This window comes from Pseudogracilibacillus amylolyticus (SeqCode), assembly GCF_051918545.1.
In the GTDB taxonomy this organism is placed as follows: domain Bacteria; phylum Bacillota; class Bacilli; order Bacillales; family Amphibacillaceae; genus Pseudogracilibacillus.
The window spans coordinates 1-10,167 of sequence record NZ_JBPPZG010000001.1 but is presented as its reverse complement, the minus strand read 5'-3'; the positions used below and the strand labels follow the sequence as shown (position 1 = coordinate 10,167).

The 10,167-nt window shown below is 32.7% G+C and carries 8 protein-coding genes and 1 pseudogene; 6 read left to right on the top strand and 3 right to left on the bottom strand.

What is annotated here, in order from left to right; all coding sequences use genetic code 11:
- Positions 1-455: 455 nt before the first annotated feature.
- Positions 456-2,123 carry an SWIM zinc finger family protein gene (locus ACPYKA_RS00045; RefSeq protein WP_479540374.1) on the top strand — a complete coding sequence of 556 codons (1,668 nt, stop codon included), beginning with the start codon at positions 456-458 and terminating at the stop codon, positions 2,121-2,123.
- Between the two features lie 168 nt (positions 2,124-2,291).
- On the opposite strand, the gene ACPYKA_RS00040 is transcribed toward ACPYKA_RS00045, so the two are convergent.
- Complete coding sequence (locus tag ACPYKA_RS00040; RefSeq protein WP_479540373.1) at positions 2,292-3,680, bottom strand: IS1096 element passenger TnpR family protein; 1,389 nt, start codon at positions 3,678-3,680, stop codon at positions 2,292-2,294.
- Positions 3,681-4,533: 853 nt separating this feature from the next.
- Here ACPYKA_RS00040 and ACPYKA_RS00035 point away from each other — a divergent pair.
- Positions 4,534-5,904, top strand: coding sequence for an AAA family ATPase (locus ACPYKA_RS00035; RefSeq protein WP_479540372.1), 1,371 nt, complete (start codon positions 4,534-4,536; stop codon positions 5,902-5,904).
- A 106-nt stretch (positions 5,905-6,010) separates the two neighbouring features.
- On the top strand, positions 6,011-6,529 hold the full coding sequence (locus tag ACPYKA_RS00030) for a hypothetical protein (protein WP_479540371.1): 519 nt from the start codon (positions 6,011-6,013) through the stop codon (positions 6,527-6,529).
- A gap of 342 nt (positions 6,530-6,871) precedes the next feature.
- Here the strand turns inward: ACPYKA_RS00030 and ACPYKA_RS00025 are convergent, their stop codons facing one another.
- Positions 6,872-7,375 (bottom strand): competence protein ComK, encoded by a 504-nt coding sequence (locus ACPYKA_RS00025; protein ID WP_479540425.1) that lies wholly within the window; start codon positions 7,373-7,375, stop codon positions 6,872-6,874.
- Positions 7,376-7,477: 102 nt separating this feature from the next.
- A complete protein-coding gene (locus ACPYKA_RS00020; RefSeq protein ID WP_479540370.1) occupies positions 7,478-7,747 on the bottom strand; it encodes a helix-turn-helix domain-containing protein in 270 nt (89 codons plus the stop codon).
- 375 nt (positions 7,748-8,122) lie between these two features.
- On the opposite strand from ACPYKA_RS00020, the gene ACPYKA_RS00015 reads away from it, so the two are divergent.
- The 3 genes and pseudogenes from ACPYKA_RS00015 to ACPYKA_RS00005 form a co-directional block, all read left to right on the top strand.
- Positions 8,123-8,674, top strand: coding sequence for a sigma-70 family RNA polymerase sigma factor (locus ACPYKA_RS00015; RefSeq protein WP_479540369.1), 552 nt, complete (start codon positions 8,123-8,125; stop codon positions 8,672-8,674).
- Between the two features lie 170 nt (positions 8,675-8,844).
- Entirely contained in the window at positions 8,845-9,288 is a 444-nt protein-coding gene (locus tag ACPYKA_RS00010; RefSeq protein ID WP_479540368.1) for a hypothetical protein, read from the top strand.
- 726 nt (positions 9,289-10,014) lie between these two features.
- Positions 10,015-10,167, top strand: a pseudogene (locus tag ACPYKA_RS00005) (DUF4351 domain-containing protein); the annotation flags it as partial.

The following is a 10,167-nucleotide window of genomic DNA, read 5'->3' as shown; positions in this document are numbered from 1 at the left end:
CGATTGAAAAGGGAAAAATGGGGGAAAAGGACAAATTAGAATCCCTCAGAAGACTTGCAAAACAACAAGAAAAACTCGTAACCAATTAAATGTACAATCTATCATAAACCATCCTAGTGATTCATGTCACTGGGATTTTTTATCATCGTGATCTAGCACGTCATTGGCGAGTATTATTTGCTCCTGTTGTCAGTCGTGTAGAAAAAATCGTCATATGGCATTTGGTCTTCAGCATCTCCCAAAAAATTTTGTGAAAGGTAAAAAACTTCACCGGTAGTAATATTTAGTAAAACCTAATCCTTCATTTGTATTCATTTCCATGCCATCAATAATATCTTTTAATTTCACTTACTCAGCCATGAATGCCGCCTCGCATAATTGTTAGTTAAATATAGAAGGTCACAAAGTGTTCCTCGTTATGTTAAAATAATAAAAAAGATTATTGGGAGCTAGCGATGCACATTTATGATTTTGAAAACCATATTAACCAGAACATATTAGACCGAGGGTTCAATTATTATAATGATGGAAATATCAAAAAGGTGTATAAACAGAGGAATAACAAATATGTTTTTTATATTGAGGGCGGCGATGACTACGAGGTATCGGTTGAGATTGGGGATCATGGGGATATTTTAAACTCTTATTGTGATTGCCCCTATGACCTTGGACCAATATGCAAACACGAAGTGGCAGCATATTTTAAACTTTTTGAAATGCTAGATCAAGAAAATGATATTGAAACAGCACCTTCCAAGGCTAATAAGCGAGATACAATTTATCATGTTTTAATTAATCTATCAAAACAAGAATTAATAAATATTATTGTTGATGTTACGACTAATGATGATATATTAAAAAATAGTCTCTTAATTCAATATGGAAAAGGAGATGGTCAACAAGCACTCGTAGCATGTCAGGAAATAATTGACTCAATTGCTATAAAATATACGGGGAGAGAAGGATTTATAACATATCGAAATACATGGCGATTTGTTAGCGAGTTGGAGGGTATAGTAGAAAAGGTAAGGAACATGGAGAATGTTCAAATAGCAGTCGATATTGCATTACTCTTACTTGAGGAAGCGATCGATGCCTTTTCTTATGCGGATGATTCAAACGGTGATATTGGTTCGCTTATTACGGAAACGTTAGAATTAATTGAAGAAATTGTGTCAAGAGACGTTGTGATTAGTAATCATAAAATGGAAATATTCGAAAAGCTATTAGCTCAAACGGACAATGAAGTTTTCGATGGTTGGTTGGAATACAAGATTGATTTGTTATCAATTTGTTTTGATTTTGTAGATGATGAAAAGTGTAGAGAACAGTTAATAAATAAAATTGAGTCTATGATTGAAGAAGATTCCAATGATGACTATTTGCAGTATGGAAATGAAAAATTGCTACAACTGTTATTTCAATTGGTTGAGGATTATGGTACACAAGCTGAAGCGGAACAGTTCATTCATAAACATTTACAATATTCCTCCTTTAGAGAGAAATTACTGAACAAATACCTTCAAGATAAAAACTATGAGAAAGTAATAGAATTAGCGAAAGAAGGAGAAAAACAGGATCAAGATTCTTTAAGACCATTATCTAAATGGAAAAAATCCCGCTATAAAGCATTGAAGTCCCTTTCAAGAAAAGAAGAACAACGAATTTTGGCAAAAGAACTTTTCTTGGCTGGAGATTTTGACTATTATCAGGAACTTAAAGAACTGGCTACAAATAATCTAGATGAGTTTTATACAGACTTAAAACTAGAATTGAAAAAAGGGAAAGGATGGCACACCACCAGTTTATTCCTTAATCTGATAGAGAAAGAAAATGATTTGGAAGAAATTTTGGAGTTTGTTAAATCCAACCCGAGATATATAGAAGATTACGCCGAAAAATTGGTTAACCATTTTGAAGAAGACGCAATTGAAATTTACAAGAAATACATAGAAGCTGCAGCAAGCACCTCGTCCAATCGAAGAGATTATCAACGTGTATGTCAGAAACTAAAAGGATATAAAAAGATTGCTGGAAAGCAAAGACAAGTAGAATTTAAAAAAGAGCTAAAGGCACTTTATCGAAGAAGACCAGCTTTTATTGACGAATTAGGGAGAGTATAATAATGTTTTAATTATTGTCTCCATGGAAAAAGTAACCACCTCCTTCCTAATGATTGGAAAAAGATGGTTATTTTTTCTGTAATCAATATTTCGGTTTAGTCAGCGCATTTCTTTAAGTTTCAATTTCTTTAATGGAGGTGTTCGAGCACGGTATTCAAATGCTATCCCTCATTCTTCCTCAATAAAAAAGTATTGCTCAGGTCCACTACCTATCCGTTCGATTAAAGAAGGAGTCATTGGTTCAGCGATCTCTTCTTCTATTTGTTCCACGGTAACATTAAATGTCCATTCATCTCCGTAATCGTAAAGATATATAAATTTTTTCCCAACATCTAGACCCGCTGCTCCAATTTTAACGTCTGTTGCAATAGGGTTACCAGAAATGTCTAGCGGTGCAACAATGCTGTTCCTAGACCATTTCTTTCCGTCCATGAAGAATGAATAGAGGTGATCATCATCAAATTCGAATGCTTTGATAATAATTTTATGTAGGTCAGCCATTGTATGATTTGCTCCTAACATTACTTTACACCAGGAATGATTTGTATAGATGATTTTAAATGTATAAGTACCTGGAGTGAATTTACGCTCGTTTCTAGGTAATGTTTTCTGTAATAATTTAGGTGTGAATAGTTTGGTAAATGCTTTGTGAAAATCATGAGAACTTTGATCTTCATTAAAAATGACCTTATCATCAAATAAATTTTCAATCCCTTCAGGTAGTTTGGATCCGGGTATTGGGTTAACTTCACCATTTTCACGACGATATGGAATATTCCATACTTGTGGGTGTCTATCATTCAATAAAATAGGTACTATTTTTTCAGCAAAGGGTGTCAATAAAATGGAATTCACGTAGTATTCGGTCTTTCGATTAGCACTTTCTATATTTTCGATGTCTGTTTCACAAACCCAAAGACCAAACCATTCTAAATAAAGAAAAAAATAATTCCAATTATAAGTTAGTCTAGCTAACAATGACTTTTTAAGTTGTAATTGTTTTGTATCTAATAATTTTGTAAAGATATCTTCTATTACAAGGATGATTGGGTTGGTATTTTGATTTAAAATATCTGTCCAATTCAAATCGACCCAAAATGTTTCAAGTAAAAAGAAATATTTTTCTGTGTCAGTTAATTGTTTGTAATCGTTCCATCTACCTGTTATTTCTAAATGTGGATACGTTGAATCGGTCACTTTTTCTACTAACTTTCCGGTCAATGCGAGAGAATAGAAAAAATGAATATATGGATAGTATTCTTGCTGAGAGTAGTCTGTTACATCTACTGTTTTTATTGATAAAAGTTCATTAATGGTAGGTAAATGTTTTCTTGAGATATATCCCATTTTTTTCGTTAATTGAATTGGATGTTCATTTAAATAGTTCATAAAACTATCAAAATCGATTAGAAAATCAGTAGGGATTGAATTTCTATCTTTTTTCTGGAACCAGGCTAAGTCATTTTCATTATTCTCATTACTGAAAGGTTCTCTAGGCTCATCGTCACTGTCTAAAAAGTCGAAAATTGAAAGTTGATCTTGATTATCAATGTACATTTGAATTCCCCCATAAGTTTCCGGTCTATTCTAAAGTCTATTTTCATGTTTTCTATCTTTAGTTTAATAGGAGACTCATTTATAGTCCAATAAAATTTGCAGGTTTAATTATAGGGGAACGAAGAAGATCGAATTTTGGTTGTGTTTGGCCAAAGGGATGGTACACGGAATCTAGAATTATAGATATAATGATTTTTGATCATTTTGGACATTTTCAGAGAGATCTAGTAAGGTAAACTTGTTTTTGTTAATTCAACACGGATCAATTGTTTGGGCGGAAAAAATATAATCTACCAAATGTGGTGGGATATAAAAAGCACTATCTTGTTTTTGTTAACCTACTCCTAATAATCGTTCATAAATATTACTTATAAGCTCAACTGGTATAACTTTAAAATCATACAGTGGCAAATTTCGTCGAAGAATAATACAAAAGGTTTTCCGTTTACGCAATAGCAAGCATAAGGGTCTAGTTCCATTAATAACTGAAGTGTTTGACGGGAAATATCTACAACGCTTTTTGATTCCTTTTCAATATCCTTCTTCCGATATAAAATTTCCGAACCACTATAACCTAACCTATTTATTATATTAGCTCTTAATTTGGTAGCAGGTTAATGATATCAGGCTATTCTGTTATTTCGAGTCGGAAGCGAATACATATGGTTTTATAAAGGGACAGAGAAATTGATGAAGTGGATGTATTACTTGTTTTTTATGATATATTATAAGTGTCGCATAACGCTTTAGGATTTTTATTAAGTACAGTTTTGTCATTACATCTATTTAACATTGTATAGTTATATTGTAGTAGTCAATAATCATAATACAGATTTTTGAAAGGACGGGTATTATGAGGGTGCTACTTTCAAACTTAGCACACATTAAGAAAGCTGAAATTAAAGATCAGCATTTAACCATTATCGTTGGTGACAATGGCGCAGGAAAAACCCTTTTATTAGAAACCATTAGCTTTCTTAAAGATTATTACCAAAATAGGAAGCGTACATTTGTAAAGCATCTTATAGACAAATATGAAAGTATGTTTTCATTAGAAACAGACATAGAAGTTAATGATTTAATAAAACAAGAAAGTAAAAAAAATATACAAGAAACATCAGTAAGGATCAACATTACATCTCATGATGCTGATAAGTTAAATATAGAATTCAAAAAAATGGTGGAAGATGAGTATTCTAAAGCTATTGGTGGTATAAATGAAAATGTACTATTAACTGATGAGTCTTCATTCTCATTTAAGCTTTTAGATTTAGACGTATTTGAGGAGAAAGAAGAAAAATATTATTTGCATGTAAGCCAACAAAGAAAGGATAGACTAATTCTTTCGCTTCATCTTGAAAATGAATTTTTGATAGCAACAATCATTAACTTGGAGACGTTTCTTTTTGAAAAGGAAGCTACATCATTAGATGAAGAAAAGTCCTTTCGTCTAATTGATCGTAACAAATTAAGCGATATTATTAATAGAAAGATAAAAGAGATGTTTCTATCTTATAAATATGATTCTTATTTCGGATCTGACAGAATTTTATATCTTCCTACAGAACGAAATTCATTTATGGATAATGCTTTAATGAAAGCAGCATCTGACATAGAAGTAGAAACTAATTTAAAGCGTCGATATAGTGAACGTCTTTTTACAGCCTCTTATCTAAATTTTAAACATTACCTTGAAACATTTCCGAATTTAGTTGACAGGTTGACATCCGATATGGAAGATTTGTTCGGCGGACAAATAAAGTATGGTGATGATGGAGAGATTAGTTCTATTGTAATGAAGGATGGGAAAGAAATAAGAAGAGAATTATTCTCCATAAAACAAAATAGATTAATTCCTTACTTGTTAATAAATCAACCAATTTCTCGTTACTCGGAAGTGATTATTGAAGAACCAGAAGCACATTTATCTCTTAAAAGTCAAAAAGAGTTTTTAAGTTATTTAAACCGTTTACTTAAAAAAGAGGGTAAAAAATTCTACATTACTACTCATAGCGATGTATTTTTCCAATTTTTAAACAATATGTTATTAAAGGATCCGTCCATTCAAGTTAATGTGTATGAGCTTTTGGAAGACGACGATGAATGTTATTTCCTCGATAAGAAGGAGAGAACAGATTACGGATACGAAATAAATATGTTTACGCACGTTTTAAATGAATTATATGATGAATCTTTAAAGATACAAAATAAAAAAAATTCTTAAAGGTGTAATGTATGCATAATCATATTGTATTATTAAAAAAAATATACTAAAGGAAATAGACGACTTTTGTGAAATAAAAGAGGAAATCAAATCTCCTAGAGAAAATATGATTGTAAAAGTTGAGCGAAAAAGTTCAAATGCAATGTATCATGCACTTAATGAAACAAATAATGAACATTCAAGGATAAGTTTTCTAAAAAATGATAGATTTCCAGATTCCATTTTTATATCGGTAGAGACAGATGGAAATATATCCTGTCATATTTGTGAGTTAAAAAGGACTCCCTCTAATAAACTGAAAGAACTTACAGAACAGTTATTTTCAGGTTATATGCATTGTAAACTACTAATGTCTGCTTTACATGTTAACCCTAGTAAAATTAATTTTAAATATCATGTTTTTTTAATAAATGAACGTAATATGGAAATAGAGTATAATAGATTACCGAAAAGACCTAAGAAAATAATTCCTGGAAGAAGATTGGAAAAAGAAAGCAGATATGATATGTGGATGAACAATCATCTTACTTTTAATGACGGGAAATTTAGTCATAGAATGGCGATAGAAAAGCATAAATATTATGAAAATAAAGAGAGCGAATATTACTACCGTTTTACATTGTAGGTCATCTCTTTATCAATATATGTTTGGTTATATAGTGTACTTCTTTGAAAAAGCTTGTCCAGTTGGCGGTTATTTACTTGATGTCAATCTTTTTAACCAACTTGGGTTTGGAAGTTTACAAGCAGAATATGTTTTAAATGAATAAGAAATCAGGGTATGAGAAATTAAACCTGTGAAAAGATGGTAGGATAGTAACAAGATTATGTTACTATCCTTTATTTGTCAAAAAAATGGATTGGCGAAAAATTAATAATTTCAAAGCTGTGAGCAATTTATTTATTCAGTCGCTAAAGCTTTTTATGTAAGTATTATGCGTTTATTTTTAATGGTTGAAGTTTTAAACTATGATGTAAGATCCTTTCCTCCATCATATTCATTTCTATTGTTGTTCATCCAAAACCTTTTCATCCTGTACATACACTCAAATGTCCGTTGCATTTGTTTATCCAATAGATGATAGGGAATATTGACGCAAAGTTCTATGCCATTATAAAAAGTGATAATTGTTTTTGTCGCATTGTTGGGATGTTTATTAATTTCGTCGATGTGTAGATAGGAAAACCATTTATTGTAGATGCTTGTGGGTGAATGTGTAGGGAAGAAATAGTTTCCATTTCTAATGTTGATTGGGATCGGTACTTTTCTTTTGAAGTTCGTGTGATGTATAACTGCTTGGCGTCTGCCTTCGTAGGTGGACCACTCATTGTAGCAAGCTGCTTTAATAAGTTCTAGAGATGTTTTTCGAACCTTTATTTTACGGTCTTTTTCAATGACAATTGTGTCAAAGTCGATTTGTTTTGCAGGTAATAACGCTAGCGTATTTTCATTAATACTATAATTCTCCATGATCACTTTGAATCTCTCCTTTTATCAGGCAGGGGTACGTATATCGGTGGTAAGATAGCGAGTACTCGCTATCTTAAAATAGTAAGGTAGTAAAGTAGAAGATTAATTTTCGTTTTCAAATTTTTTTAGTGCTTCTTTAAACTCGATTAAATAATCAGAATTCAAGTTAAATTTTATCTGGATTATTGATAGCAGGAAGCCATTCGGTGATTTTTCCCCCCTTTCGACTCTACCTAAGTGTTTTGCAGAACAACCTATACGTTCTGCCGCTTCCTCCTGGGTCAATCCCCACATCGTTCTGCTTTGTCTAATGTGTTTGCCAATAATACGTTGAAATGTTTCCTTTAGAACCACATCTTTTTGTGACTTCACGTACACCCACCCTTTTTACCTAATTATCACAATATTGGAATAAATACTAAACGCCCTAAAGGTCCCTTTTATGTAATTTTATGCAATTTCATAGATGTATTTAACTATTTTATTCAATCTTTGATAAATTATAATTAGGTAAAATGTATTATGTAATGTGATTTTGTTTGTTTATTAAAGTTTTTTATTATTGCTCTTACTTCCAGGTTGTTGGGAGTATGGCATGTTTAGACCTCGTATAATGTGTCTTTTCCTATTAGGATAAAGTCGGTTTGCAATAAGTTATACATAGTTAGGGGATATGCAAGGTTTCCAAGTACTTCTTATGATGGTGTTACTTGCTCGAGCGGTAATACAAATTTAGGAGGAACTTGAATGAACGGGGATTTTGACGTGTTTTTTAAAGCAAATGAACGGAGAATTCATTATCAAATCCATCGGCTGGGCATAACGGGTGAATGGTATGAGGAATTTTATACAGAGGGGATCGTTGCTCTTTGGAAGGCATACAAAGAATTTGATGCGACGAAAGGGCAGATTGGAACGTTTGTCAATTATCGCATCCGGTTCAGGTTAGTTGACTTACTACGTAAAAAATTGCGTGAACAAGAGGTTTTAGAGGATATTACACATGAGGAATCTATTCGGCTGGATGACGGAAATCGGCATCGTGGATCTGGAATGCCAGTAGTGAATGTACGTGGAATTGTGTTGGAAGATCAGGATTTTTGGGAAGAAGTGAGGAGGAGGCTATCAGAGAATCAGTGGAAATGGGTGAAGTATTTTATTATCGCGGATTTGTCTGTGAAAGAAATTATGGAACTGGAAGGTGTTACTGCTGATGCCGTAAAAGGATGGGGACAGTCAGTGCGGCGGAAGTTGCGGAAGGATGAGGAGTTGAGACGGAGGTTGGAGGGAATGATGTAAATGGAATATTGACTATATAAAGTTCCAGCCAGTTATAGTGAAAAATTCCCAGATTTGTACGCTTCTCAATTGAATAGTACAAACAAAACTTTCCCATACTATATATAAATGTACGTTTTGTTCATATTGTACGCTTTGTACGAATATGATAAACTAGGAGGTGAAAGGAGATGAAGCTTATGCTCTTAGCAGAGAAGTCGAGTGCCGTCCGCAAAGACTGGTCTAGATTTGTAGATGAAGTAATTCATAAAGCTCCTAAGTTTGTACAGCGCAATGAACGAGATGTATTCGTATCGATGAACATGCATTACATGTCTTTACTAATGGATAACATTCGTTATTCGGTTAACATTGATTACGATGCAGAGTCAAATGAATATGTCGGTACAATGAATGATTTCTGGTTTGTTGAAGCTGGTGAAACTGAAGATGAAGTTAAACAGAAACTAGCAGAACAATTGTTGGATTCTGCAATTGATTATTTTAAGGACTTAAATCTTTATCACACTACTCCGGATTTTAAAAAGCAATTTCCCAAAGTATTAAAAGCCCTTGTTATTGATGACGTAAATGGAGTTATAGAATCTTTCGATGTCAAACACGTCAGAACATAAAAGGTTTTGCGAACGTGACGGCTGGGAACTGTATAAAAAAACCGATCACTACTTTTATAGAAAAATGCGAGAAGATGGAAGTTATAAACATACAAAAATATCAATGGGGCGCAAGGAATACGGAAAGAAATTATGGAGAGAAATATTAAAAAGACAGTTAGAATGTGATCAAACATACTTTAATAGCAAGATTTAAAAGGTGGCAGAAAATTAACTGCTACTTTTTATAGCTCTAACAAAGGGATTTTGTACTTACCCTTAGTAAATATCATTAAGGATTAAGGGAATGTGACGCAATTACCAAAATTAATAGAGCAAATAAATCTATTCAACGAACCAAAAACACAACCACCATTCAAAATAAACAGAGAGAAATTCAAAGGGAAAATGAAAAAGTTCAAAAAGCAAAGGAATCACAAGCAAAGTTACTAGGGAAGATTTCAGATAGTAATATGAAACTTAACAAAGCAATTTCAGACCTGGGAAAGTTAAGACAAAAAGAGCAAGATAGATAATTAAAGAACAAGAAGAAAAAATAAAAGCGACAAAGCTTAGCCAACAAAGTGTAAGAGATGAGATTGTGGCGAGTACAATTACTATTGAATAATTGTAATAATCCTGCATAATATAAGTAACAGTCCCCACCCCGCCTCTTAACAATGCGTACCACGGTGGGTCATTTTATTAATATGGGAAACGTATTAAGGACTGAAGTTTCACTGCGAAGTTGTGGCAGCGCTGCTTAGTAAAATGGGGTTTAAAGAGGAAGAGCGAGTGCAAGTAAAGGCTGAGTTTATGAGGATGCTTTGGCGTTTACAATTGAATGAAGCCGACCAGCGCTTAATATATGGTTTTTTCGAAACATATTTAAAATTAACG